Raw genomic sequence first — 22,410 nt, forward strand, 5'->3', positions numbered from 1 at the left:
CCTCGCGGGGGTGTGATGGCGTGACGAAACGCGTCAGTCGCCGCGAGTTGCTCGCCGGGGGAGCCGGCGTCGCGACGGCCTCGCTGGCCGGGTGCGCGTTGCTCGGCGAGAGTGGGAGCGGGACGATCACGCTGGGGATCCTCGAAGACCAGTCGGGGAACTTCGCGCTCAACGGCACGCCCAAACACCACGCGAGCATCCTGGCGATCGAGGAGATCAACGACGACGGGGGGATCGACGGCCAGCAGGTCGAGTACGAGGATCCGGACCCGCAGTCGGACAACGACCGCTACCTGGAGCTGACCCGGCGGATGATCAACCAGCACCGGGTCGACGCGCTGTGGGCCGGCTACTCCAGTGCCACCCGGGAGACGATCCGGCCGACCATCGACCAGAACGATCAGCTGTACTTCTACACGACCCAGTACGAGGGCGGGGTCTGTGACAAGAACGTCTTCGCGGTCGGGCCGACCGCCCGCCAGCAGCTCGGTGCCGTCCTCCCGTACCTCGTCGAGGAGTACGGGTCGGAGATCTACACGATCGCAGCCGACTACAACTTCGGCCAGCTCTCGGCCGACTGGGTGAAGGTGCTGGCCGACGAGAACGACGCGGAGGTGATCGGCGAGGAGTTCATCCCGCTCAGTAACTCCCAGTTCTCCTCGACGATCAATCGCATCCAGGAGGCCGACCCGGACTTCGTGATGTCGATGCTGGTCGGCTCGAACCACACCTCCTTCTACGAGCAGAAGGCCTCCGCGGGGCTGGACGTCCCGATCGGGACCTCGACGGCGATGGCCCAGGGGCACGAACACCTGCGGCTCGATCCGCCGGCGATGACCAACATCTACGCCGGCGTCAACTACATGGAGGAGATTCCGACGACGCGAAACACCGAGGACGGTGGCTTCGTCGACCGGTACTACGAGCGCTGGCCCGACGCCGCCTACCTCAACGAGGAAGCCGAGAACAACTACTTCTCGATCTACATGTACAAGCGGGCCGTCGAACAGGCCGGCACGACCGATCAGGCCGAGGTCAAGGAAGCTCTGGAGTCGGGTATCACCTACCCCGCGCCGGAGGCCCCGGAGGGTGAGGAGATCGAACTCGTCCCGGAGACCCACCACGTGAACCACCACATGTGGGTCATGCGGGCCGACGACGAGCACAACGTCGAGGCCGTCGACGACATGGTCATCGACGAGACCTTCCTCAAGGACACGGTCGGCTGTGACCTCACCGCGGAGGACGAGGAGACCCAGTACACGCCCCAGGACTACTACGAGGAGGCCGGGTAGGATGGCCGTCGGCATGGATCTGGTCGTCCAGTTTTTCCCGAGTTTCGCCGCCGTCGTGCTGGCGGCGACCGGGCTGGCGATCATCTTCGGCATCATGGGGGTGATCAACCTCGCCCACGGCGAGTTCATCATGGTCGGGGCGTTCTCGACCACCCTCGCGTACAACGGGGCGCTGCCGTTCGTGCCGATCCCCCCACTCCCGTTGCCCGCCGCGATGCTGACCGGGGCGCTCGTGACCGCGCTGTTCGGCCTGCTCGTCGAGCGGACGATCGTCTCCGGAGCGATCCCGAACTGGATCGCCGAGCGGACCCTCGGCCGGCCGATCATCACCCCGCTGTACGACCGGCTGCTCGACTCGATGGTCGCGACCTGGGGGCTCAGCCTCATCATGGTCCAGACCTTCCGCAACGTCTTCGGGAACTCGCTGGACGGCATCCCGATCCCGTTCGGACAGCTCGACTACGGTGCCGGCCTGTCGATCGGCACCTACCAGGTCGCGCTGGCCGGGGTCGCCGTCCTCGTACTGATCGGGCTCTACCTGGTGTTCGCCCGGACCGACTACGGGATGCGTGCCCGGGCGACCATCCAGAACGAGGACATGGCCCAGTCGCTGGGCGTCGACACCGATCGCATGTACGTGCTGACCTTCGCCTTCGGTTCCGGGCTGGCTGGCCTGACCGGGGCGCTCTACGCGCCACTCCTGAGCATCGAGCCCGGTCTGGGGTCGCAGTTCCTGGTCGACGCGTTCGTCGCCGTCGTCGTCGGTGGCGCATCCGTCGTCGTCGGGACGCTGCTGGCCGGCGGCCTCCTCGGGTTCGTCGACGCCGTCTTCTCGAACTGGTTCGGGACCTTCGCCGGGCGGATCGCCCTGCTACTGGTAGCGATCGTCTCGATCCGGTTCCTGCCCGCCGGCCTGACCGGGCTGGTCGAACGGATCCGCGAGCGCCGCGCGGAGGTGGAGTGAGATGGCCGTCGACACCGCCTCCGACGAACGGACTGGACCGCTCGGTCGACTCGCGGCGGCCCTCAGCGGGCCAAACACGATGGGCGACTCCCGGCGGTTCTGGTACGGGTTCGTCGTCGCCACGCTGCTCATGTTCGCGTTCCCGCTGTACATGCTCGACACGGCGGTCACGAACATGTCCCAGTACCTCGCGCTCGTGTTGCTCGCGCTGAGCCTCGCCGTCGTCTGGGGCTACACCGGCGTGTTGAGCTTCGGGCAGGTCGCCTTCTTCGGCGTCGCCGGCTACACCTTCGGTATCGTCGGGATCAACGTCCCCGGACCGGCCGGGACGATGGCCGGCCTGGTCATCGCCGTCGGTGTTGCCGCGCTGTTCGCGGCGGTGCTGGGCTACTTCATGTTCTACGGCGGCGTCAGCGACGTGTACGTGACGATCATGACCCTCGTGGTCGTGCTCGTGTTGCAGACCTTCCTCGACCAGACCGCGGGCGACTTCTGGACCATCGGCGACGCAGCGCTCGGCGGGTTCAACGGGATGCCCGGCATCCCCGACCTCGCCCTCGGGTTCGGCGATTCGGCGCTCGTCCTCGCGGACGACGCGCTGTTCTACGCCGCCTTGCTCGTGGTACTGGGAACGTACCTCGGGCTCCGGGCGCTCCTCAACAGTGACTTCGGCCGCGTGATGGTCGCGATCCGCGAGGACCCCGACCGGACCGAGATGCTCGGCTACGACGTCAAGCGGGTGAAACTGCTCGTTTTCACCTTCGGCGGCGCGCTCGCCGGCCTCGGCGGCGTCTTCTACGTCACCTACATGAACTACATCAGCCCCACGCAGTTCAGCCTCACCGCGGCCTCCCTGCCGGTCATCTGGGTGGCCGTCGGCGGGCGGAAGACGCTGCTCGGCCCCATCGTCGCGACCGTCTTCATCGAGCGACTCGGACTCTTCCTCTCGGTGAACGTCGGCGACTGGGCGTTCGTGATCAACGGGCTCCTGTTGCTCGTCATCGTCCTCCTGCTGCCAGAGGGGCTGCTTCCGGGACTCCGGGACCTCGTCTCCTGGGTCGGTGACCGCCGCAGCGGTGGCGAGCCCGACGATACGACCGAGCCGACCGGGGAGGTGGTCGAATGAGCGACGCTACCGAGGGGATGGACCCCGCGGTCAAACAGACCAGCGCCGAGCTGGCGACCGGGGTCGACACCGACACCATCCTGCAGACCGACGGGCTGACCAAGCGCTTCGGCGGTCTGACCGCCATCGACGACGTGGAATTCGGCGTCGAGGCCGGCGAGTTGCGCTGTCTCATCGGCCCCAACGGCGCGGGCAAGTCCACCCTCCTGAACCTGATCACGGGGGCACTCACCCCCTCCGAGGGCTCGGTCTACTTTCAGGGCCACGACATCACGGGGATGGACCCCCACGAGCGCATCCGGCGCGGGCTCTCGATCAAGTTCCAGGTGCCAAGCGTCTACGAGGACCTCTCCGTCCGGGAGAACGTCCGCCTGCCGATCCAGCGGCTGGCCTCCGGCACCGAGCGCGAGGAGCGGATCGCCGACGCGCTGGCGGCGTCCGGGCTCGCCGACAAGGCCGACATCGACGCCTCGGCGCTGTCCCACGGGGAACAGCAGCAACTGGAGATCGGCATGGCTGCCTCGCTGGAACCGGAACTCCTCCTGCTCGACGAACCCGTCGCCGGCCTCTCGGTCGACGAGCGCGACGGGATCGCCGAGCGGATCACCCGCCTCAACGAGGAGCGATCGATTGCGTTCGTCGTGATCGAACACGACACGGAGTTCGTCGCCGAGATCGCCGACCACGTCACCGTCCTCCACCAGGGCGAGACCTTCCGGGAGGGGCCGATCGAGGAGATCGAGGCCGATCCCGAGGTCCAGCGGATCTACCTCGGAGGTGAGGCCGATGCTTGAACTCGAGGGGGTACGGGCCGGCTACGACTCGACGCCGATCCTCCGGAACGTGGACCTGACGGTAGAAAAAGGCGAGATCGTCGGCGTGATGGGCAAAAACGGCGTCGGGAAGTCGACGCTCGTGAAGACCGTCGTGGGCCTCGTCGAACCCGACGAGGGGATCGTCCGGTTCGACGGCCGCGACGTGACCGACGACCCGCCGCACGAGCGGGCCCGGCAAGGGATGGGCTACATCCCGCAGGGTCGGGAGATCTTCCCCGACCTCACCGTCGAACAGAACCTCCGGATGGGCGAGTCCATAAACGCGGGCGAGTCCGAACTCCTCTACGAGGACGTGTTCGACTACTTCCCGATCCTCGACGAGCGCCGCGACCAGAAGGGCGGAACGATGAGCGGCGGCCAACAGCAGATGCTCGCCATCGCGCGGGCGCTGGTCGCCAACCCCGACCTCCTCCTGCTGGACGAACCCAGCGAGGGCATCCAGCCCTCCATCGTCGCCCAGATCAGCGAGGACATGCGCGCGATCAACGAGGACCTCGGCACGACCATCCTCTTCGTCGAGCAGAACCTCTCGGTGATCCGGGACATGGCCGACCGCTGCTACGCCATGGAACGGGGGACCATCGTCGACGAACTCGGAGAAACGGCCCTCGAAGACGAGGAGACCATCGCCTCGTACCTCGCGGTCTGACTACCCCCTTCTTTCCGCCCGACTCGACTACGGGACCCCCGCCGAGCCAAGGCTTATTACCTAGTAATATTATCTAGTGGTGGATGCCATCGACACAGCTGGCCCGCGCCAGAGAGGGGGAGATCACCCCCGAAATGACGCGGGTCGCAGACCGGGAGAACAGGGATCCGGAGTACGTCCGCGAGCAGGTCGCCGAGGGGCAAGCGGTGATCCCCGCCAACTACGGCCACGAGTCGCTCGACCCGATGGTGATCGGCCGGGAGTTCGCGACGAAGGTCAACGCCAACATCGGCAACAGCGAGACGACGAGCGATCTCGAAGGGGAACTCGAAAAACTCCACGCCGCTGTCCACTACGGCGCGGACACGGTGATGGACCTCTCGACTGGCTCGAACCTCGACGAGATCCGGGAGGCCAACGTCGCTCACTCTCCGGTGCCCGTCGGGACGGTGCCGATCTACGAGGCCGTCACGCAGGTCGACGACGTGGCCGATCTCACCGCCGATCTCTTGCTCTCCGTGATCGAAAAGCAGGCCGAGCAGGGCGTCGACTACATGACGATCCACGCCGGCGTCCTCGCCGAACACCTCTCGCTGACCGACGGCCGCAAGACCGGGATCGTCTCGCGGGGTGGCTCGATCCTCGCGCAGTGGATGGAGGAGAACAGCGACCAGAACCCCCTCTACACCCACTTCGAGGACATCTGTGAGATATTCGCCGAGCACGACGTGACCTTCAGCCTCGGCGACGGCCTCCGACCGGGCTCTTTGGCCGACGCGAGCGACGAGGCGCAGTTCGCGGAACTGGAGACGCTGGGCGAACTGACCCGCGTCGCGTGGGATCACGACGTGCAGGTGATGGTCGAGGGGCCGGGCCACGTTCCGCTCGACGAGGTGGCCGACAACGTACAGCGCCAGCAGGCGGTCTGTGATGGCGCACCCTTCTACCTGCTCGGTCCACTGGTGACGGACGTGGCACCCGGATACGACCACATCACGAGCGCCATCGGTGCGACCGAGGCCGCCCGCGCCGGCGCGGCGATGCTGTGTTACGTCACGCCCAAGGAACACCTCGGCCTGCCAGCGGCCGAGGACGTGCGGGACGGGCTGGCAGCCTACCGGATCGCCGCCCACGCCGGCGACGTGGCCGCGGACAAGCCCGGTGCGCGCGACTGGGACGACGCGCTCTCGGAAGCCCGCTACGACTTCGACTGGCGGCGGCAGTTCGATCTGGCGCTGGACCCCGAACGCGCCCGCGAGTTCCACGACCAGACGCTCCCCGGCGACAACTACAAGGAGGCCCGCTTCTGCTCGATGTGCGGCGTGGAGTTCTGTTCGATGCGGATCGATCAGGACGCCCGCGACGCCGATGGCGAGATGGAGGCCATCTCGGACGAGACGGACCTGAGCGAGTCCGCAGCGGCCGAGGTGAACTTGCCGCCGACGGGGAGCCACGACACGAGCCAGGTGCCGGACCTGCCCGACGGGGTGGAGCCAGTCCACGGCGATGGGGCCGACGGCGAGGACGCGACTGGTGACGACTAACGCGGAGGGGGAAGAGTTAGGTCGCTGGGCGGGGCCGATACAGGTATGACGGGACGCACACCGCCCCTGCAGGCCGTCCACGAGGACGCGGGGGCGTCGTTCACGGACTTCGGTGGGTGGGAGATGCCGGTGGAGTTCGACTCCATCCGCACGGAACACGCGGCCGTCCGCGAGTCGGTCGGGATCTTCGACGTGTCCCACATGGGCGAGATCGAAGTGACCGGCCCGGACGCCCGGGAGCTGATGCAGCGGCTGACGACGAACGACGTGCCCGCGCTCGATTCCGGCGAGGCACAGTACGCGATGATCACCGACGAGGACGGAATCATCCTCGACGACACGGTGGTGTACAACCTCCCGCCGGAACACGACGCCGACTACCTCTTCATCCCCAACGCCGGCCACGACGGTCAGATGTACGACCGCTGGGTCGACCACCGCGACGAGTGGGGCCTCGACGCTGAGGTGTCCAACCGGACCGACGACTACGCCATGTTCGCGCTCCAGGGGCCCGACGCGGAGGAGCGCCTGCTCGACGCCGTCGCCGAGGACCAGCGGACGACGATCTGTGGACTCAACCGGTTCGGCGTCGTCCCGGCGACCGTCGGTGGCGTCGACTGCCTGGTCGCCCGGACCGGCTACACCGGCGAGGATGGCTTCGAGTTGATCGCCCCGGCCGACGAGGCCGACACAGTGTGGGAGCAGTTCGACTGCCAGCCCTGCGGGCTGGGCGCTCGCGACACCCTCCGCATCGAGATGGGCTTTCTCCTCTCGGGCCAGGACTTCGATCCCGAGGACGATCCCCGGAATCCCTACGAGGCCGGGGTCGGATTCACGGTCAAACTCGACACGGAGTTCGTCGGCCGGGACGCGCTGGAGCGGGTCGACGCCGAGGGCGTCGCGGAGCGACTGACCGGCTTCCGACTGGTGGACCGGGGGGTTCCCCGACAGGGCTACACCGTCCGGGACCTCGACGGCGAGGCCATCGGGACCGTCACGAGCGGGACGATGAGCCCGACGCTCGAGAAGCCGATCGGGCTGGCCTACCTCCCCGTCGAGTATCGGAGTCCGGGCGTCAACGTGCAGGTGATGGTCCGGGGCGAGCCGAAAAAGGCACAAACACAGGCGTTGCCATTTCTGGATAGATGAGCTTCGAGATTCCCGAGGACTGCCGGTTTCTGGACTCCCACGAGTGGGCACGCCGCGAGGATGGTACCGTCCGGGTCGGCATCTCAGATTTCGCACAGGACGAACTCGGCGACGTGGTGTTCGTCGAACTCCCCGCCGAGGGCGACCAGGTGACCCAGGGCGAGGAGTTCGGCGTCGTCGAGAGCATCAAGGCAGTGTCCGACCTCTACTCCCCCGTCTCGGGCACCGTCGTCGCGGTCAACGACGACCTCGTCGACGCTCCGGAACTGGTCAACGAGGACCCCTACGGCGACGGCTGGATGCTCGACGTCGAGATCGACGACGAGAGCGAACTGGACGACCTGCTCTCGCCCGAGGCGTACGACGACCAGATCGCCTGAGCGGCTACCGCGACGGACCGATCACCGCCGAACGGCCGGTCACCTTCGTGCGTCGGGTCGGAATCCAGTCGAAGATACGACGGTGTCCCGCTGGTGTTCGCCACAAACGGATTAGGGCTGCCTCGTGTAGGTCGACGTATGGAATCCGTCAGTGTCACCCGGACGTTCGACGCCGACCCCGAGACAGTCCGCGACGCGATGGCCGACGTCCAACCGTTCATGGCGGCAGCGGGCTTCGACGAGACCCGCGTCGACGGCGACGACCTGACCATCGTCAACGGCTTCGGCCTCGCCGCCATCGAACTGTCGCTCACCATCGTCGACCGTGACGACGTCGAACTGGCTTACGAACAGGACGAGGGCATCTTCGAGGAGATGTGGACGACCTACGAGGTGGCGGCCGAGGACGGCGGAACCCGGGTGACGGCGACGACCGAGTTCCAGCTAGACGTGGCGGTGGTCGGTGCCGTCCTCGACGCGACGGTGATCAAACGCCAGCGGCGGCGCGAACTCACGAAACAGTTCGACTGGCTCGAATCGAACCTGACCTGACGCCGGTGGGTCCCGGTCCCGCTCCGATTCAGACGGCCGCTTCCGTGTTCTCGCCGGCACTGTCGACCGACCTGGCCGAACCGGTTCATCGTTTTCCGACCGGAACCTGGAACTCACCGGGTTCTGCTGGTGGATCCCCCAGCAGAACCCGGGCCGATATCTGCCTCGAACAGCTTTCTCCACGGCCTGGGGGTCGTAGTCGTCGACGAGCACGAAATACTCTTTGCCGTCGAGGCCGTCGTCGGCCCGGACGCTCTCCTCGTGCGCTGTGCCGACGGGATATCGCCTCCGTCAAGCTCGTCGGTCCAGTCCAGCGACTCGGCCGCTCCACCAATTTGATATAGCGATATGTAATTTATTGCCGAACGGCACGGCTGGCTGAACCGTCCTGAACCGAACGAACGGAACACTTTCGACGCTCGCGTACTGGATTTCCGATACGCATACGTGTCAGCGTCGACCGAACTCATCGCGCTCGTCGTCACCGTCGTCGGCGTCGGCGTCGCCGCTCAGCTGTTCTCGGACTGGCTGAGCGTCCCGAGCGTCCTGTTCTGGCTCGCGGCCGGTGTCGCGGTCGGTCCCGAAGGACTGGGCATCATCACGCCGACGGCCATCGACGGCGGGTCGCTGTCGGCCATCGTCGGTCTCTCGGTCGCCGTCATCGTCTTCGAGGGGGCGTTCGCGCTCAAAATCGACCGATTGCGGGAAGCGCCCCGGGAGACGTTGCGACTGGTGACGCTGGGGGCGATAATCTCCCACCTCGGGACGGCCCTCGTCGTGCGCTTCGCGCTGGGCACCTCCTGGGAACTCGCCCTGTTGATCGGGTCGCTACTGATCGCGACCGGGCCGACGGTCATCACCCCGATCCTGGAGGTCGTCCCCGTTCGCGAGCGTGTGGCGACGACGCTGGAGACCGAAGGCGTCGTCAACGACGTGACGGCCGCGATCCTCGCCATCGTGATGTTCGAGTATCTGCTGCTGGAGGGCGAGGGCCTGCCGACGCTGATCGGGCAGTTCACCTACCGGCTCGGGGCGGGGGTCCTCGTAGGCGTGGCCGTCGCCGGCGTCGTCTGGCTGTTGCTCGCCCGGGTCGAACTACCCACCGAGAACGCGCCACGGAACGCACGGCTCGTGGTTCTGGCGTCGGCGCTGGTCGCGTACGGCGTGGCCGAGGCCGGGCTGGGCGTCGCCGAATCGGGCATCGCCGCCGTCGCGAGCGCTGGCTTCCTCCTGGGCAACGTCGACTTGCCCTATCGCGAACAGATCGAGCAGTTCAAAGGCGACGTGACGCTCGTGGTGTTGACCTTCGTGTTCGTCGTCCTGGCCTCCCTGCTCTCGCTGTCGGACCTGCGGTCGCTCGGGATCGGCGGGATCGCTGTCGTCCTCGTGGTCGCGCTGGTGGTCCGCCCGCTGCTGGTCTTTCTCTCGACGATCGGTGGCCGGTTCACGTTCCGTGAGCGACTGTTCGTCAGCGCCATCGGGCCACGGGGGATCATCCCGGCCAGCGTCGTGACGCTGTTCGCTCTCCAGCTCGGCGAGAGCCAGCCCGAAGCGGCGACGACGCTGGTCGGTACCGTCTTTCTCGTGATCTTCGCGACCGTGGCCTTTCAAGGGGGACTGGCCCGTCACATCGCGCAGGCGCTTGACGTGATTCCGATGCGCACCATCGTCGTCGGCGGCGGTCGAATCGGCCGGGCGCTGGCGGACCGGCTGGAAGACCGCGGCGAGGAGGTCACGATCGTCGAACAGGACTCCGAGACCGTCGAGTCCCTCCGCGAGGCGGGCTACCGGGTCACGCACGGGGACGGAACTGACCGGGACGTACTGCTGTCGGCGGGGGCCGACAACGCGAAGGTAGTCGCGGCCGCGACCCCCGATGACGACGTGAACTTGCTGGTCGGCCAGCTTGCCCGCAACACATTCGACGTGGAGACGGTCGTCGCCCGCGTCAACCAGCCAGACAACGAGGACGCCTTTCAGGACCTCGACATCGAGGCGATCTCGACCGGGATGTCGGTCGCGTGGTCGATGGACAACGTCATCGAACGGCCGGCCATCGCCCGCTGGATGACCGAACTCGACCGGACTGGCGACGTTCAGGAGATCGAGGTGACGGCAGCGGCCGCGGCGGGCCGGACGGTCGCCGACCTGGCGGACGACCTCCCCGAGGACTGTTACATCGGCCTGATCGGTCGGGACGACGAGAACCGCATTCCCCACGCCGACGACCGGATCGAACGCGACGATCACGTCACGATCATCGGCCGGACGGAAGCCGTCCGCGAGGCTATCGACTACTTCACCGCGTAACCAACCGGGACACTCTTTTTGGCCCGGACGTAACACTCTCTCAGACTCACAGGACGGCCGCGCCGTCCTGCGGTACCTACCATGACCGACAACGACACACGTGGGAGCCCCTACGCACCCCACACCGAGGCGGAGACGGCGGCCATGCTCGACGCCGTCGGCGTCGACAGCGAGGAAGCACTGTTCGACATCCCAGCGGCCGTCCGCTTTACCGACGAGTTCGGTATCGACCCCGGGAGCGAGCGCGAGGTCCGTCGCGACGTCGAGCGCACGCTGTCGCGCAACGACGACCTGACCGAACTGCTCGGCCGCGGCCACTACGACCACTACGTCCCGTCGCTCGTCGACCACCTGGCCGACCGCTCGGAGTTTCTCACCTCCTACACGCAGTACCAGCCCGAGGTCGCGCAGGGCTTCCTGCAGGCGCTCTTCGAGTACCAGTCGATGCTCGTCGAGTTCACTGGGTTAGACGTGGCCAACTGCTCGATGTACGACGCCGCCACGGCGCTCGGCGAGGCCGCCACGCTCGCCCAGCGCGTCCGCTCTGTCTCGGGCGACCGCGTGCTCGTCCCCGCCCACATCGCACCCGGCCGGCGCGAGGTCCTCGAAAACTACGCCGAGGGCGTGGGCGTCACCGTCGAGTCCTATCCGATGGACGACGGGGCCGTCGACACAGATGCCCTCGAAGGCACGATTGGAGATGACGTGGCGATGGTCTACGCCGAGACGCCGACGGTGCGGGGCGTGATCGAGGAGTCGCTGTCGGCAGTCGGCGACCTCGCCGCGGCCCACGACGCGCTGTTCTGTCTCGGCTCGGATCCGGTGGCGCTCGCGCTGCTGGAGGAACCAGCGAGCGTCGGCGCGGACGTGGTGATCGGCGACGCAAGCACCCTCGGTCTGGGCCGTAGCTACGGGATGGGGCTGGGGATGTTCGCGACACGGGAGGAGTACCTCCGGCAGGTCCCCGGTCGACTGGTCGGGGCGGCCGAGGACGACGGCGGTCGGCGGGCTTACACCCTGACCCTGCAGACCCGCGAACAGCACATCCGGAAGGAACGAGCCACCTCCAACATCTGTACGAACCAGGCGTGGGTGGCGCTGCGGACGGCGATCCACGCGGCGTGGCTCGGCCCGGACGGACTGGTCGATCTGGCCGAGGATTGCGTGCGCTACCCACAGGATCTGGCAGCTCGCCTCGACGAGATCGAGGGTGTACAGGCTCCCGTCCACGACCGCCACCACTTCCGGGAGTTCCTGGCCCGGACCGATCAGCCCGCGGCGGCCATCGCGGGGGACCTCCGGGATCGGGGGTACGCCGTCCACACCGTCGGCGAACACCAGTTGCAGATCTGTGTGACCGAGCGGACGGAGCGGGCGGTGGACGGTCTGGTAGACGCGATGGCGGAGGTGGCACCATGAGCGAGGAGACACCCGATCAATTGGGCTACCAGCAGGCCCGCTGGACCGACTCCGAAGAGCGCTACGAACCCTTGCTCTCGGAGAAAGACACGACGGCGGTCGACGTCGGCGGCGACGACTCGCCGCTGCCGGACGACCTCACCCGCGACTCGCTGGAACTGCCCTCGCTGTCGGAGCCCGAACTCGCCCGCCACTACACCCGCCTCTCCCAGATGAACTACGGGGTCGAGAGCGGCCCCTTCCCGCTGGGGTCCTGTACGATGAAGTACAACCCCAAGTTCACCGAGGACGTGGCTGCCCTCCCCGACGGCGCGGTCCACCCGGACCGACCCGACGGAACCGTACAGGGAACACTCGCGATCATGGCCGGTCTGCAGGACTACCTCGGCCGGATCGGCGGGATGGACGCGGTCACCCTCCAGCCGCCGGCGGGCGCGGCCGGCGAGTACGCCGGCATCCTGCTCGCGAAGGCCTACCACGAGGCAAACGGCGAGGACAGGGACGAGATCGTCGTCCCGGACACCGCCCACGGCACCAACTTCGCGAGCGCGGCGCTAGCGGGCTACGACGTGGTCGAACTGCCCAGTGCCGAGGACGGCCGGGTCGATCTGGACGCCCTCGAAGCGGCCGTCGGCGAGGACACCGCGGCGCTGATGCTCACCAACCCCAACACGCTCGGTCTCTTCGAGCGCGATATCGAGGCGATCGCCGAGATCGTCCACGACGCGGGTGGACTGCTCTACTACGACGGTGCGAACCTCAACGCGCTGCTCGGCCGCGCTCGCCCCGGCGACATGGGCTTCGACATCATGCACTACAACGTCCACAAGACGTTCGCGACGCCCCACGGCGGCGGCGGGCCCGGCGCTGGTCCCGTCGGCGTCAAGTCCGAACTGGCACCGTTCCTGCCCACACCGCACGTGCGCGAGCGATCCGGTGGGACCGGGTACGAGCGCTACGAACCAGAACAGAGTGTCGGGAAGGTCCACGGCTTCGAGGGCAACTGGCTCGTCCTGATCAAGGCCTACGCCTACATCGCTCGGCTGGGCGATCCCGGACTGAGCGACGCCAGCGCCAAGGCCGTCCTGAACGCGAACTACCTCGCCGAGCAGGTGGAATACGAGGTCCCGTTCGGACCCTTCCACCACGAGTTCGTCGCGAGCGCGGGCGAGCAGGACGCCGCCGACGTGGCCAAACGGATGCTCGACTACGGCGTCCACCCGCCGACGACGAAGTGGCCCGAGATCGTCTCCGAGGCACTGATGACCGAACCCACCGAGATCGAGTCACAGCGGACGCTCGATCAACTCGCGGCCGCCTTCGACGCCGTCGCAGACGAGGACGACGCGACCCTCGGGGCCGCCCCCGAGGAGACCAGTGCCCGCCGGATCGACCAGGTCGCGGCGGCCCGGAACCCGCGACTCTCCTGGCAGTCGCTGGACGACGACGTGTGACGATCCCGACGCGGCCGGTGCTTGCCAATCCTTAATAGCTGAGCCGCGCTGGATTAATATATGACCGTCGTCAGCGTGTCGATGCCGGACGAACTGCTCGAACGTATCGACGAGTTCGCGGACGGCCACGGCTACACCGGCCGCAGCGAAGTCGTCAGGGAGGCCGCGCGCAACCTGCTGGGGGAGTTCGAGGACCGCCGCCTCGAAGATCGGGAACTGATGGGTGTGGTCACCGTGCTATTCAATTACGAGACCACGAGCGTCGAGGAGCGGATGATGCACCTGCGCCACCAGCACGAGGAACTGGTCCAGTCGAACGTCCACAACCACGTCGGTGACGCCTACTGCATGGAACTGTTCATCCTCGAGGGCTCACTGGAAGATATCTCGACCTTCGTGGGCAAGATCCGGGCGACGAAGGACACGCTGACGGTGGATTACTCGGTGATTCCGGTCGACGGGTTGAACGGAGCGCTGGGCGGCGGTAGTTGAGATCAGTCGGCCGGTTCGGGGTCGGTGGGGTCGCCGCCGGTGTCACCGGTTAGTTCGTCGACGAGGCCGTCGGCTGCGTCCCCGATGTCGACGTTCGTGACGTTGGCGAAGAGGAAGCCGGCGAAGCCGGCGCGGATCAGGAGGTTCATGTACTGCGTGAGGACGTTGGAGACGAACGTGTCGAACAGTCCGAACAGCGCGAGAACCGAGAACACGATGATCATCCCGACCAGGAACAGGAGGAGATTCCGGGACTTCCAGTGGAGGAGCCGCTGTTTGTCGGGCAGCGACTGTGCGACCGCCCAGATCCGGTTGCGGTAGAAGTAGATCAAAAAGATGTGGCCACCGATCAAAATTCCGAGCGCGAGCAACGCGACGACGCCGCCGCTGACGGTCGCGACGCTGAAGGACAGTCGCTGCAGGAGCGGAATCCCGACGGCGACGGCCAGCAGCTTGCGGGAGACGCCGGCGAGCAGTGCAGCGATTCCCCAGAGGACGGAATAGGCGACCAGATCGCTCACCACGGTCGGTATCGTGAGCTCGGTGCCGTTCACGACGAGAATCCCGACCCGTGCCGCATCGAGGAACATCCCGACAGCGGAGACGGCGATGACCGCCAGAACCAGCTGACAGAGACGGCGGTACTGCTCGGGAATCCGCCGGAGCCAGAGGAACAGCGCCGCGAAGACGACGGTGTAGAGGACGCCGGTCACCGCGTAGACGGTCGTCGGACTAATCATCGTCACCACCCGCGTTGGCGGCGGTGGCGTTCATTCCGCTCATCCCGTGATCGGTCGCGTCGTCTACGTCGCGGGTCTCGAACGTCGCCAGTCGCCGCTGGAGATCCGCGGTCCGGCTGGCGAGTTCGTCCGCGCGTCCACGCACGTCTTGCATCGTCTCTGCGGTATCGTCGGCGGTGTCCGCCAGCGAGTGGGATCGCTCGGCCACGTCGGCGGCCGCCGACCGCACGTCGCCGACGGTCGCGGCGACCTCTTCGGTGGCGGCCGCGCCGTCCTCGGTGGCGCGGGCGATCTCGCTCATCGCGGTGTCCACGTCGGTGACGGTCTCGATCAACTCCTCGATGGTCTCACCGGTCTCGGTGACGGTGCCGACGCTCTCGCCGATCCGGTCGCGCGTGGCCGCCATCTCGTCGGTGACGGTGTCCACGTCGGCCCGGGCGGCCGTGACGATCTCCTCGATCTCGTCGATGGAGGTCTGGGTCTCCTCGGCCAGCTGTTTGACCTCGTTCGCGACGACGGCGAACCCGTCGCCGGCCTCGCCGGAGCGGGCGGCCTCGATGTTGGCGTTCAGCGCGAGGATGTTCGTCTGCTCGGCGATCTCGTCGATGAGGTCCGTCGTCGTCGCCACCTCGTCCATCCGGTCGTCGAGTTCACCCACCTGCTCGCCAAGCCGCTGGACGGCGTCCTCGACCTCGCGGATGGCGTCGACGGCCTGCTGGGCGCGCTCGACGCCGGTCTCGCCGACTTCGCTCGCGTCCGAGGCCTGCTGTGAGACCTCGTCGGTCGTCGAGGCGACCTCCTCGATCGACGCCGAGAGGTCGTTGGCCTCGCTGACGGCCGCGTCCAGCCGTTCGGCCTGATCGCCGATGTCCTCTGCGAGCTCGCGGATGTCCGTCGCGAGCCTGGCGTTGAGGTCCTCGACCGTCGCCGCGTCGTCGGCCACCGCCTCGCTAGCCGTCTGGACCTCGCCCGCGAACGACTGTATCTCCTCGACGGTCACCGACAGCCCGTCCGCCATCTCCTCGTACGCCACGAGGATGCGCTCTATGGCTTCGATGTCGGCGTCCTCGTCGAGCTGGCGGGTGAAGTTGCCGTCGGCGGCCGCAGTCATCGCGTCGCCGATGTCGTCGGCCCGGTCGAGCAACGTCTCGGTCATCTCCTCAGCCTCCTGTTTCGCCTGTTCGGCCTCTTGGCGAGCCTGCTCGGCCTCTTGGCGGGCCTGCTCGGAGTCGTCGAACGCGGAGTCCAGCGACAGCCGCATGTCGTCGAGCGTGGCCGCCAGTTCGCCGAACTCGTCGGGGCGGTCGGATTCGGGTGTCACGTCGAGGTCGCCGTCCTCGATGGACTCGGCGACCGCCGTCAACTGACGGAGTTCGACGCCGACGTTCCCGCCGAGGACGAGCCCGAGGAGGCCGAGATGCAGTATGACCACGAACAGTGTCCCGGCCAGTGCCGGAACTCCAGCCCCGGTAGTCGCGGCGTGGACGGTGAAGATGCCGCCCAACACGAGCGTTGCGACCAGGGTCGTCGCCAGCGATACACCGATGCGCTGGCTGTACCGCGACGCGATACGTTCGGTAAGCGATTCGGACATGTCCTCTATCTTTCGTACTATCGTGTTTACGGTTTTCGGCGATTTCACCGCTCGATGCATCCACGTTCCCAGTCCACACGCCCTCTCGAATCACTCGAGTCTCGAATTCCACAAGTATCGATGGTTTGATATCGCGTTATCTGATTTATGACCGTACGCTCGAATTCGAACGGTTGCAGCGAATGTACCGTTCTGGCCGACGCTAACGCTTGATTCACTCTACGCGAGGCCAGATCGAGGAGAGAATGGGCGGTAGACGGGTAACTATCGGAGAATTCGGTCGTGCGGGCGACAGCTGGCGGTGGAGAACGCCGGTGTGTCGAGAGGGTTACAGCAGTACGGGACGAAAGCCCACGACGTTAGCTGTGGACGGCTGTCACGCTTCCGCGCCGGTGTCGATGCCGTTGATCTTGACGAAGCCGTAGTCACAGTCCGGGCAGTGCCACTTGACCTTCTGGCCGAGGTGGAGCTCCGTGCTCGCCGCCCGGTAGAAGGTCTTTTCCTCGCCACAGTTCGGACAGGATCGGTCGAGTTCCATCGGCATACCAGTCGGTTTCACGGCCGAACAGTTCAACGTCCCGATTTTCGTGGGGCAATAAACGGCTGAGTGCTATATCGAACGGGATCGGTCGGCCCGTAGCAGGTGTGCCCGGCCGGCGAGCAACCCGACGAACAGGCCGGTGAAGTGGGCGATCAGCGCGGCGCGGGCCGATCCGGTGGTGAGCGTGACGACGGCGGCGATCACGAGGAAGACGAGCAACTGGACGCGACCGGACAGCGAGACGCCGACGACGACGGTGTCGGTGAGGCGGTTGCCCGTCAGGAGATAGCCCATGAACGCGAAGATGGCGCCGCTCGCCCCCAGGACGCCGGATCCGGAGCCCAGAGCGGTGCCGACGGTGATCTGTGCGAGGCCGGCGAGTGCGCCGGTCGTCACGAAGAAGGCGTGATAGCGCAGGCGGGTCGTCGCGCGTTCGAGGACGACGCCGGTGAGCAGGAGTCCGACGGAGTTGACCAGCAGGTGCTGGAGAGTCGCGTGCGCGTAGACGCTCGTCACGAGCGTCCAGGGATCGACGCTGGCCGGCGGCGTCAGGACGAACAGCGTGCCGAACAGCCCGAGCGGGAGCGCGATCCACTCCAGCAGGAAGACGACGACGAAGACGGTGAGCGTCGTGATCGTGGGACTCCGGCCGGTGACCATACAGGTGTAGCGACGGCCGAGAAGTAAACTCCGTCGCCGTCGGGGGAGCTATAAGACGCTGGCAGCCCCAGTACGAATATGAAGATCTACACCGGTCGCGGTGACGAGGGGATGACCGACCTCCGGAACATGGACCGCGTCTCCAAGGCCAGCCCGCGGATTGAGGCCTACGGAACCGTCGACGAGGTCAACGCCCTCGTGGGTGTGGTCCGTCCGACGGGCTACGACGACGTGGACGAGCAGTTGCGGTCGATCCAGAACCACCTCCACGTCGTGCAGGCGGACTTCGCCAACCCCGACCCCGACGAAGACGACCCACAGATCACCGACGAGCACGTCGACGAACTCGAATCGTGGATGGACGACTACGACGACGAACTCGACCCGCTGGAGCGGTTCATCCTCCCCAGCGGGAGCGACCCCGGCACGAAACTCCACCAGGCACGCGCGGTCTGTCGCCGCGCCGAGCGCCGGGCGGTCTCCTTCGCGAGCGAGGAAGCCGGCGTCAACGACGCCGCCATCGTCTACCTCAACCGGCTCTCCGATTGCCTGTTCACGCTCGCGCGCGTCGTGAACAAGCGCGAGGGCGTCCGCGAGGAGAGCCCGACGTACTGAGGCTGGAGTCGGCGCGGGGCCCGGTCACACCGGTTCGTAGACGAGGACGCCGCCCCGGTCCCGGCGCGTCACCTCGCCTCTGTCTTCGAGCACGTCGAGGTGTCCCACCGCCTCGCTCATGCCGGCGAACCCCTCCGTCGCCGGCAGATCGCCGAACAGTCCGTCCATCACGTCGACGGGCGTGGTCGGGCCGTCGACCAGTTCGCGAACGTCGTCAGTCCGGTCTTCGTGAGCCTCGCGGATTTCGCCGATCCGCTCGCTCGGGGTTTCGATCACCTCGCGGTGGCCCGGGAGCAGCCGGTCGTACTCCCGGTCGCGCAGGCGGTCGAGCGATCGGTTGTAGGCGGGAAGCACTCGCGGGCGCTCGCCGTCCTCGTCGGGCGGGAGGAGGAAGGGGTTGGGTGTGATTTCGGGGAGGACGTGGTCGCCGACGATGGCTCGGCGCTCTCCCTCGGAATCGAACGAGAGGATGCACTCCCCGTCGGCGTGGCCGAGCACTTCGTCCACGTCGAGCACGGTGTCGTGAACGACGAGTGTGTCGCCCGAGACGATTTTCTGGTCCGTCTCTACGTCGGGCGCGTACCGGAGGAACGCTTCGGGGAGGCTGGTGACGGTCTCGGCGGTCGAGCGGGCCATCCCGCAGCGCTCGAAGAAGTCGGTGAAGAAGGCGCGCTCACGCTCGAAGCGGCCCTCGAAGTCGGCCATGATTCCGGCGGCGTCGGGCGTGGCGACGACACTCGCGCCGGCGTCGCGGAACCGACTGGCCAGTCCGAAATGATCGGGGTGGGGATGGGTGACGACGACGCGCTCGATGTCGGCATGGGAGAGACCCCGCTCTTCGAGCGCGTCGAGGAGGCGCGACCAGGCCTCCTCGCTGTTCGGGCCGGGATCGATCAGCGTCCGTCCGGCGAGGTAGGCGTCGACCGCCCCGATCTGGAACGGCGTGGGCACCGTGAGCTGTGTGAACATGCACACTCGTACCCACCGGTCGACCAATAGGGTTGTGTCGAAAAACCGGCCGGCGAGACCATGCCCACGGAATTCCCGTCGGCCGGATGCATGGTGGACGCGTTGGGACAGACGCGTGGCCGACCCCGCCGCAGGGTCGCAGCCGGTTTTAGGTATGCCTAAAAGATTGAAAAAGCTTGTGATCGGGTGGACTGTCGATCGGATCGTGGTCCCTCCGGTGGGTCAAAACTGTAGTGGCACAAACCTTTTATCTGTCCTCGGCGTACCAACGGATATGAACAAACACTTCGAAGACGCACAATACTACCTCAAACGTGCAGGCGAGACGGCGAAAAAAGGTGTCGTGGAAGAACTGGAGCCGATTCAGGAGCGGATCGAGGACGTCAGGGGTGGTGAGGACGAGGAACCGGAGCCGGGTCGGCTTGCGGAGATCCGGGCCGATCTGAAAGAGCTACAGGGGCGTGCCGAGGGTGAGGCCAAGGAGGCCATCGCCGACGCCCGGGAGAAGATCGACACCTACCGGAAGACGGAAGCCTGAGAGGTAACCCTTAAGTCCGGCGCAGGGGTAGCACCGAGCGCCGGGTTGGTGATCTAGTCCGGTTATGATATCTCCTTCACACGGAGAAAGCCGGCGGTTCAAATCCGCCCCAACCCACTGAACTTCTCGCGGCGCTCACTCACGAGCGCCGCGAGTGAAGCGGTCGGCGGTTTGAACCCTGGAAGACGAACGAAGTGAGTCTTCCTCTGGTTCAAATCCGCCCCAACCCATCCGCTTCCTTCCTACATTTGAAGGATACCGTGAGTCACGCAGATGTCGGTTCCGGTGTCAGCGTATAAACCACCGTATGCATCCGCCACCATCCTCTCACGCAACGGACTGGTATCAACGGGTATGGCAACGCAAACACGAGAGACCGGTCGATCCGGCTCCGAGAGTGGTGGCGGCGATGAGGGTCCGAGGACGGTCTCGGTCTCCGACGGGCGACGGCTCGCCTACGCGGAGTACGGTTCGCCGGACGGCACGCCGGTCGTCTTCCTCCACGGCACGCCTGGATCGCGGCGACTGGGGGAACTGTTCGACACGGCGGCCCGGGAGCGCGGCGTCCGGATTCTGGCCCCCGACAGGCCGGGGTTCGGGGCGTCGTCGCCGTGGCGAGCGCGGTCGGTCAGTGATTGTGCGACTGTCGTGACCGCGGTGCTGGACGACGTCGGCGTCGAACGCGCCGGGCTGATCGCGTTCTCGGGTGGCTGTCCGTACGCACTCGCGACGGCAGCCACCTGTCCGGAGCGTGTCGATCGGGTCGACGTGATCTCCGGGGCGACACCACCCGACACGGGGGACGACCCTGCGATCCAGCGACTCCTGCATGGGCTAGCGACGCGGACGCCCTCGCTACTCGGCGGACTCTTTCGCGGGCAGACGTGGCTGGCCAGGCGTTTCGATCCGTCCATCGTGGTCTCTCAGTACACCGACGAGGCCGAGACGATCCCGGATGAGATCGCCGATGTGGTCCGTTCGGATTTCGTCGAAGCGTTCGCCACACACCGGTCGGGTGCGGTCACCGAGTTCCAGCACGCGGCTTCGGGGTGGGGCATCGACTTCGACGACATCGACCTGCCGGTCCGCTTCTGTCACGGGGACGCCGACGCGAACGTCCCGATAGCGGGCGTCCGTCGACTCGCCGAGCGGATTCCTGGCGCGCAGGTGGAGACGGTCGCCGACGCCGACCATCTCCGAACGCTCCTCCGGTGCAGGGGTGACGTACTGGATCGTCACTGTTGCGGGACGACATGGGGCCGTGACGGACAGCGAGTCGATCCGGTCGATTAAGACGGTGGCGGGGGAACTCGGGGTCGGACGGGGAATGAAACGGATTCGGTTCTCGGTGATCTATCCGGAGCGGTTCGTCCATCCGCTACACCGGCGACTCGCCGGGGACGGCCCCCTCACCCGGGCGGAGTTGTTGATGTGGAGTCCGACAGCGGACGCGAGCGCGCTGTTCTGGTGTGACGGCGACCGGACGGCGACCGCGGAACTCGTCGACGCCATCGAGTCGGTTCGAGACAGGACGCTCGTCGGGGACGAGGGCGGGACATATGTGATCCTCCGACAGCGCGAGTACGAGTTCTCGGGTGCAATTTTGACGACGGTCGCCGAGGCAGGGGTGATCTTCCTCCCGCCGGTGATCTTTCTCGATACTGGAGCGGTGCAGTTCGAGGCGGTCGGTGAGGCGGCGGCGGTCAGCGCGTTCCACGACGACCTCGCGACGCTCGGGGACGTCACTATCGAACGGGTCCGCGAGTTCGAGCGCCAGCGGTCGCCGTCGACGCTAACCGACCGCCAGCGAGCCGCTCTCGAAGCGGGGCTCGCAGTGGGATACTACGAGGTGCCGCGCGACGGGACGGTCGAGGACGTGGCGGCGATACTCGAGTGTGCACCGAGTACGGCGGGAGAACTCCTGCGGAAAGCCGAGGCGGCCGTCATTGCGGCCACCGTGGGATAGGCGCGACGCTCGGCGATCCGTGATCGGGTTCACTCCCCCGCCATCCCGCCGAAGGTTTCGTCGGCGTCGGCGGGCGTATCGAAGTCGTGGTAGTTCTCGCCGCGTTCCTTGCTGAGGATGTTCAGCGCCGCAGCAGCGCCGTCGCCGGCGGAGATGACGGCCTGCCACTCCTCGGCGCGGACCATCGCGCCGGTGGCGTAGGCATCGTCGACGCTGGTCTCCATGTCCACGTCCACGTCGACGGTCTCGTCGTCGGTGAAGTCACAGCCCAGTGCTTCGGCGAGATCGCGGTTCGCACCGGTCGCGAGCACGAGGTAGTCGGCGTCGTACTCCCCGTCGGCCGAGGTGACGGTGAAGCCGTCGCCGGTAGACTCGACGTCGGTGACTTCCTCGCCCTGGTTGCGCTCGACGCCGAAGCTGTCGACCTGGTTCCGGAGTGTCGCCATGTAGGCCGAGCCGTCCTCGGAGCCGAGTCCCGGGTAGTTGAACAGGTGGGCCTTGTGCATCCAGGTGGCGTCGGTGTCGAAGACGGTCGCGTCGACCCCGTTTTTCTGGAGGAACAGTGCGGCACTAAGGCCGGCGGGACCGCCGCCGACGATGGCTGCGTTGGCCATACG

23 protein-coding genes and 1 tRNA gene are annotated in these 22,410 nt (G+C 66.8%); 18 read left to right on the forward strand and 6 right to left on the reverse strand.

Annotation, left to right across the window (positions count from 1 at the left end; all coding sequences use genetic code 11):
* Positions 1-20: 20 nt before the first annotated feature.
* The 13 genes from BV210_RS14060 (at position 21) to nikR (ending at position 14,170) form a co-directional block, all read left to right on the forward strand.
* Entirely contained in the window at positions 21-1,295 is a 1,275-nt protein-coding gene (locus tag BV210_RS14060) for an urea ABC transporter substrate-binding protein (protein WP_084802640.1), read from the forward strand.
* A gap of 1 nt (position 1,296) precedes the next feature.
* Positions 1,297-2,259 carry an urea ABC transporter, permease protein UrtB gene (gene urtB / locus BV210_RS14065; protein WP_077207259.1) on the forward strand — a complete coding sequence of 321 codons (963 nt, stop codon included), beginning with the start codon at positions 1,297-1,299 and terminating at the stop codon, positions 2,257-2,259.
* Between the two features lies 1 nt (position 2,260).
* Entirely contained in the window at positions 2,261-3,385 is a 1,125-nt protein-coding gene (locus BV210_RS14070; RefSeq protein WP_077207260.1) for an urea ABC transporter permease, read from the forward strand.
* The gene (locus BV210_RS14075) at positions 3,382-4,179 is read left to right on the forward strand and encodes an ABC transporter ATP-binding protein (RefSeq protein WP_077207261.1); all 798 of its coding nucleotides are present in this window, start codon (positions 3,382-3,384) and stop codon (positions 4,177-4,179) included. Before BV210_RS14070 ends, BV210_RS14075 begins: the two co-directional genes overlap by 4 nt.
* Positions 4,172-4,870, forward strand: a complete 699-nt coding sequence (locus tag BV210_RS14080) for an ABC transporter ATP-binding protein (protein ID WP_077207262.1) — start codon at positions 4,172-4,174, stop codon at positions 4,868-4,870. The genes BV210_RS14075 and BV210_RS14080 overlap by 8 nt, the downstream gene beginning before the upstream one ends.
* Before the next feature lie 134 nt (positions 4,871-5,004).
* Positions 5,005-6,414, forward strand: a complete 1,410-nt coding sequence (thiC, locus tag BV210_RS14085) for a phosphomethylpyrimidine synthase ThiC (protein WP_371340827.1) — start codon at positions 5,005-5,007, stop codon at positions 6,412-6,414.
* Between the two features lie 45 nt (positions 6,415-6,459).
* Positions 6,460-7,563 (forward strand): glycine cleavage system aminomethyltransferase GcvT, encoded by a 1,104-nt coding sequence (gene gcvT / locus BV210_RS14090; protein WP_077207264.1) that lies wholly within the window; start codon positions 6,460-6,462, stop codon positions 7,561-7,563.
* Positions 7,560-7,943, forward strand: coding sequence for a glycine cleavage system protein GcvH (gene gcvH, locus BV210_RS14095; RefSeq protein WP_077207265.1), 384 nt, complete (start codon positions 7,560-7,562; stop codon positions 7,941-7,943). The genes gcvT and gcvH overlap by 4 nt, the downstream gene beginning before the upstream one ends.
* A gap of 138 nt (positions 7,944-8,081) precedes the next feature.
* On the forward strand, positions 8,082-8,495 hold the full coding sequence (locus BV210_RS14100; RefSeq protein ID WP_077207266.1) for an SRPBCC family protein: 414 nt from the start codon (positions 8,082-8,084) through the stop codon (positions 8,493-8,495).
* A 447-nt stretch (positions 8,496-8,942) separates the two neighbouring features.
* On the forward strand, positions 8,943-10,805 hold the full coding sequence (locus BV210_RS14105) for a sodium:proton antiporter (protein ID WP_077207267.1): 1,863 nt from the start codon (positions 8,943-8,945) through the stop codon (positions 10,803-10,805).
* 81 nt (positions 10,806-10,886) lie between these two features.
* Entirely contained in the window at positions 10,887-12,224 is a 1,338-nt protein-coding gene (gcvPA, locus tag BV210_RS14110) for an aminomethyl-transferring glycine dehydrogenase subunit GcvPA (RefSeq protein WP_077207268.1), read from the forward strand.
* On the forward strand, positions 12,221-13,678 hold the full coding sequence (gene gcvPB, locus BV210_RS14115) for an aminomethyl-transferring glycine dehydrogenase subunit GcvPB (protein ID WP_172824902.1): 1,458 nt from the start codon (positions 12,221-12,223) through the stop codon (positions 13,676-13,678). Before gcvPA ends, gcvPB begins: the two co-directional genes overlap by 4 nt.
* 60 nt (positions 13,679-13,738) lie before the next feature.
* Positions 13,739-14,170, forward strand: coding sequence for a nickel-responsive transcriptional regulator NikR (gene nikR, locus BV210_RS14120; RefSeq protein ID WP_077207269.1), 432 nt, complete (start codon positions 13,739-13,741; stop codon positions 14,168-14,170).
* Positions 14,171-14,172: 2 nt separating this feature from the next.
* On the opposite strand, the gene BV210_RS14125 is transcribed toward nikR, so the two are convergent.
* The 4 genes from BV210_RS14125 to BV210_RS14135 form a co-directional block, all read right to left on the reverse strand.
* Entirely contained in the window at positions 14,173-14,910 is a 738-nt protein-coding gene (locus BV210_RS14125; RefSeq protein ID WP_077207270.1) for a bacteriorhodopsin, read from the reverse strand.
* Positions 14,903-16,504, reverse strand: coding sequence for a methyl-accepting chemotaxis protein (locus BV210_RS14130; RefSeq protein ID WP_077207271.1), 1,602 nt, complete (start codon positions 16,502-16,504; stop codon positions 14,903-14,905). Before BV210_RS14130 ends, BV210_RS14125 begins: the two co-directional genes overlap by 8 nt.
* A gap of 376 nt (positions 16,505-16,880) precedes the next feature.
* Positions 16,881-17,048: a hypothetical protein gene (locus BV210_RS20305; protein ID WP_172824903.1), complete on the reverse strand. Its 168-nt coding sequence runs from the start codon at positions 17,046-17,048 to the stop codon at positions 16,881-16,883.
* Positions 17,049-17,114: 66 nt separating this feature from the next.
* A complete protein-coding gene (locus tag BV210_RS14135) occupies positions 17,115-17,705 on the reverse strand; it encodes a rhomboid family intramembrane serine protease (RefSeq protein WP_077207272.1) in 591 nt (196 codons plus the stop codon).
* 78 nt (positions 17,706-17,783) lie between these two features.
* Between BV210_RS14135 and BV210_RS14140 the strand changes: the two genes are divergently transcribed.
* On the forward strand, positions 17,784-18,320 hold the full coding sequence (locus BV210_RS14140) for a cob(I)yrinic acid a,c-diamide adenosyltransferase (protein ID WP_077207273.1): 537 nt from the start codon (positions 17,784-17,786) through the stop codon (positions 18,318-18,320).
* 24 nt (positions 18,321-18,344) lie between these two features.
* On the opposite strand, the gene BV210_RS14145 is transcribed toward BV210_RS14140, so the two are convergent.
* Positions 18,345-19,289: an MBL fold metallo-hydrolase gene (locus BV210_RS14145; protein ID WP_077207274.1), complete on the reverse strand. Its 945-nt coding sequence runs from the start codon at positions 19,287-19,289 to the stop codon at positions 18,345-18,347.
* Positions 19,290-19,563: 274 nt separating this feature from the next.
* On the opposite strand from BV210_RS14145, the gene BV210_RS14150 reads away from it, so the two are divergent.
* The 4 genes from BV210_RS14150 (at position 19,564) to BV210_RS14165 (ending at position 21,793) form a co-directional block, all read left to right on the forward strand.
* Positions 19,564-19,827 (forward strand): hypothetical protein, encoded by a 264-nt coding sequence (locus BV210_RS14150; protein ID WP_077207275.1) that lies wholly within the window; start codon positions 19,564-19,566, stop codon positions 19,825-19,827.
* 42 nt (positions 19,828-19,869) lie between these two features.
* Positions 19,870-19,944, forward strand: a tRNA-Val gene (locus BV210_RS14155).
* Positions 19,945-20,181: 237 nt separating this feature from the next.
* Positions 20,182-21,120: an alpha/beta fold hydrolase gene (locus BV210_RS14160; protein ID WP_077207276.1), complete on the forward strand. Its 939-nt coding sequence runs from the start codon at positions 20,182-20,184 to the stop codon at positions 21,118-21,120.
* 34 nt (positions 21,121-21,154) lie between these two features.
* Positions 21,155-21,793, forward strand: a complete 639-nt coding sequence (locus BV210_RS14165) for a helix-turn-helix domain-containing protein (RefSeq protein ID WP_077208070.1) — start codon at positions 21,155-21,157, stop codon at positions 21,791-21,793.
* A gap of 29 nt (positions 21,794-21,822) precedes the next feature.
* Here BV210_RS14165 and BV210_RS14170 read toward each other — a convergent pair whose 3' ends face one another.
* Entirely contained in the window at positions 21,823-22,407 is a 585-nt protein-coding gene (locus BV210_RS14170; protein ID WP_077207277.1) for an NAD(P)/FAD-dependent oxidoreductase, read from the reverse strand.
* Positions 22,408-22,410 lie beyond the last annotated feature (3 nt).

The organism is Halorientalis sp. IM1011 (assembly GCF_001989615.1).
Lineage (GTDB): Archaea > Halobacteriota > Halobacteria > Halobacteriales > Haloarculaceae > Halorientalis.

Excerpts from the sequence above, each read along its gene's own strand:
- urtB (WP_077207259.1), top strand. The coding sequence starts at position 1,297 with ATGGCCGTCGGCATGGATCTGGTCGTCCAGTTTTTCCCGAGTTTCGCC.
- BV210_RS14145 (WP_077207274.1), bottom strand. The coding sequence starts at position 19,289 with ATGTTCACACAGCTCACGGTGCCCACGCCGTTCCAGATCGGGGCGGTC.
- BV210_RS14160 (WP_077207276.1), top strand. The coding sequence starts at position 20,182 with ATGGCAACGCAAACACGAGAGACCGGTCGATCCGGCTCCGAGAGTGGT.
- gcvT (WP_077207264.1), top strand. The coding sequence starts at position 6,460 with ATGACGGGACGCACACCGCCCCTGCAGGCCGTCCACGAGGACGCGGGG.
- BV210_RS14125 (WP_077207270.1), bottom strand. The coding sequence starts at position 14,910 with ATGATTAGTCCGACGACCGTCTACGCGGTGACCGGCGTCCTCTACACC.
- thiC (WP_371340827.1), top strand. The coding sequence starts at position 5,005 with ATGACGCGGGTCGCAGACCGGGAGAACAGGGATCCGGAGTACGTCCGC.
- BV210_RS14075 (WP_077207261.1), top strand. The coding sequence starts at position 3,382 with ATGAGCGACGCTACCGAGGGGATGGACCCCGCGGTCAAACAGACCAGC.
- BV210_RS14140 (WP_077207273.1), top strand. The coding sequence starts at position 17,784 with ATGAAGATCTACACCGGTCGCGGTGACGAGGGGATGACCGACCTCCGG.
- BV210_RS20305 (WP_172824903.1), bottom strand. The coding sequence starts at position 17,048 with ATGCCGATGGAACTCGACCGATCCTGTCCGAACTGTGGCGAGGAAAAG.
- BV210_RS14100 (WP_077207266.1), top strand. The coding sequence starts at position 8,082 with ATGGAATCCGTCAGTGTCACCCGGACGTTCGACGCCGACCCCGAGACA.
- BV210_RS14135 (WP_077207272.1), bottom strand. The coding sequence starts at position 17,705 with ATGGTCACCGGCCGGAGTCCCACGATCACGACGCTCACCGTCTTCGTC.
- BV210_RS14150 (WP_077207275.1), top strand. The coding sequence starts at position 19,564 with ATGAACAAACACTTCGAAGACGCACAATACTACCTCAAACGTGCAGGC.
- BV210_RS14080 (WP_077207262.1), top strand. The coding sequence starts at position 4,172 with ATGCTTGAACTCGAGGGGGTACGGGCCGGCTACGACTCGACGCCGATC.
- BV210_RS14165 (WP_077208070.1), top strand. The coding sequence starts at position 21,155 with ATGAAACGGATTCGGTTCTCGGTGATCTATCCGGAGCGGTTCGTCCAT.
- BV210_RS14170 (WP_077207277.1), bottom strand. The coding sequence starts at position 22,407 with ATGGCCAACGCAGCCATCGTCGGCGGCGGTCCCGCCGGCCTTAGTGCC.
- BV210_RS14130 (WP_077207271.1), bottom strand. The coding sequence starts at position 16,504 with ATGTCCGAATCGCTTACCGAACGTATCGCGTCGCGGTACAGCCAGCGC.
- gcvH (WP_077207265.1), top strand. The coding sequence starts at position 7,560 with ATGAGCTTCGAGATTCCCGAGGACTGCCGGTTTCTGGACTCCCACGAG.
- BV210_RS14070 (WP_077207260.1), top strand. The coding sequence starts at position 2,261 with ATGGCCGTCGACACCGCCTCCGACGAACGGACTGGACCGCTCGGTCGA.
- gcvPA (WP_077207268.1), top strand. The coding sequence starts at position 10,887 with ATGACCGACAACGACACACGTGGGAGCCCCTACGCACCCCACACCGAG.
- gcvPB (WP_172824902.1), top strand. The coding sequence starts at position 12,221 with ATGAGCGAGGAGACACCCGATCAATTGGGCTACCAGCAGGCCCGCTGG.
- nikR (WP_077207269.1), top strand. The coding sequence starts at position 13,739 with ATGACCGTCGTCAGCGTGTCGATGCCGGACGAACTGCTCGAACGTATC.